1 protein-coding gene is annotated in these 296 nt (G+C 61.8%); it reads right to left on the reverse strand.

What is annotated here, in order from left to right:
• Positions 1-296: E3 binding domain-containing protein (locus CHK_RS02665; RefSeq protein WP_046442501.1), on the reverse strand; the 296-nt coding region annotated here is incomplete at both ends.

The following is a 296-nucleotide window of genomic DNA, read 5'->3' on the forward strand; positions in this document are numbered from 1 at the left end:
GCGCATCCCCTTCATTGGGATAACGCGCTCCCCGCGCTGCGTCCCGCCACCGGCTGCCGCGCTTCTTGCCGCTACCGCAGCCAGGATATCCTCCCTTGTGATCTTGCCGTGAGAGCCGCTGCCGCTTACCTCCGCAAGCTCTACGCCTTCAAGATGCGCCACTTTCTTTGCAAGCGGCGTTGCTTTGACTGCCCCAGCTCCTTCATACGAAAGCACATCCCGCTCGATCACCAGGTTTTCCGGCCCGCTTGCAGGCACCTCCAGGATATCAACGCCCTTTTCTTCCGCGCGCATCC

It is taken from the genome of Christensenella hongkongensis (assembly GCF_000981035.1).
GTDB lineage: Bacteria > Bacillota > Clostridia > Christensenellales > Christensenellaceae > Christensenella > Christensenella hongkongensis.